The organism is Trueperella sp. LYQ143 (genome assembly GCF_046599595.1).
Lineage (GTDB): Bacteria > Actinomycetota > Actinomycetes > Actinomycetales > Actinomycetaceae > Trueperella.
This window is the reverse complement of record NZ_JBKIWR010000036.1, coordinates 1-773: the sequence shown is the minus strand read 5'-3', so window position 1 is coordinate 773 and position 773 is coordinate 1. Positions and strand designations below refer to the sequence as shown.

Here is a 773-nt window from a genome sequence, read left to right as displayed (position 1 = left end):
GGTCACGACAGTAACCTCGCCACCTTCAGTGGTCTTGGCCGGATCAACCGGAATCTCCAACTTGCCATCCTTGACCGGAACTTCCGTGCCGGTACCCGTGGTCCACTTACCAGTGGTCGGATCCTTCGTAACAACAACCTCAGAACCATCAGGCAAGGTCACCACAACGGTATCGCCAACCAGTGGCTCGCCAACCTTAACCTTGTCATCGCCAGCCTTGATCGGATCAACAACCGGCTTAGTCGGAGCAGCATCAGTGACCGTGATCTTACCCGTCACCGTCTCCGTAGACTTATCCGGATAGGTCACCTTGATCGTCACATCCTGATCACCAGGCGTATCACTCTTCGGAGTAACCGGATTACCATCAGCATCCACATACTCAAAAGACGTACCCGACGGCAAATCAGCCTTGTTCTTAATCATGTCACCAGCAGCCGGAACCGGATCACCCTTCTTGATCGACTTATTCTCGACCTCAGGCGTGTACTTCTCCGCATCCTTCTTACCAGCATCCGGATCAGTCACCGTGATCTTACCCGTCACCGTCTCCGTAGACTTATCCGGATAGGTCACCTTGATCGTCACATCCTGATCACCAGGCGTATCACTCTTCGGAGTAACCGGATTACCATCAGCATCCACATACTCAAAAGACGTACCCGACGGCAAATCAGCCTTGTTCTTAATCATGTCACCAGCAGCCGGAACCGGATCACCCTTCTTGATCGACTTATTCTCGACCTCAGGCGTGTACTTCTCCGCATCCTTCT

1 protein-coding gene is annotated in these 773 nt (G+C 52.8%); it reads right to left on the bottom strand.

Annotated elements, in window-relative coordinates; translation table 11 throughout:
- The coding region (locus ACLHIL_RS08930; protein ID WP_411297611.1) for a Rib/alpha-like domain-containing protein at positions 1-773 on the bottom strand (773 nt) is incomplete at both ends.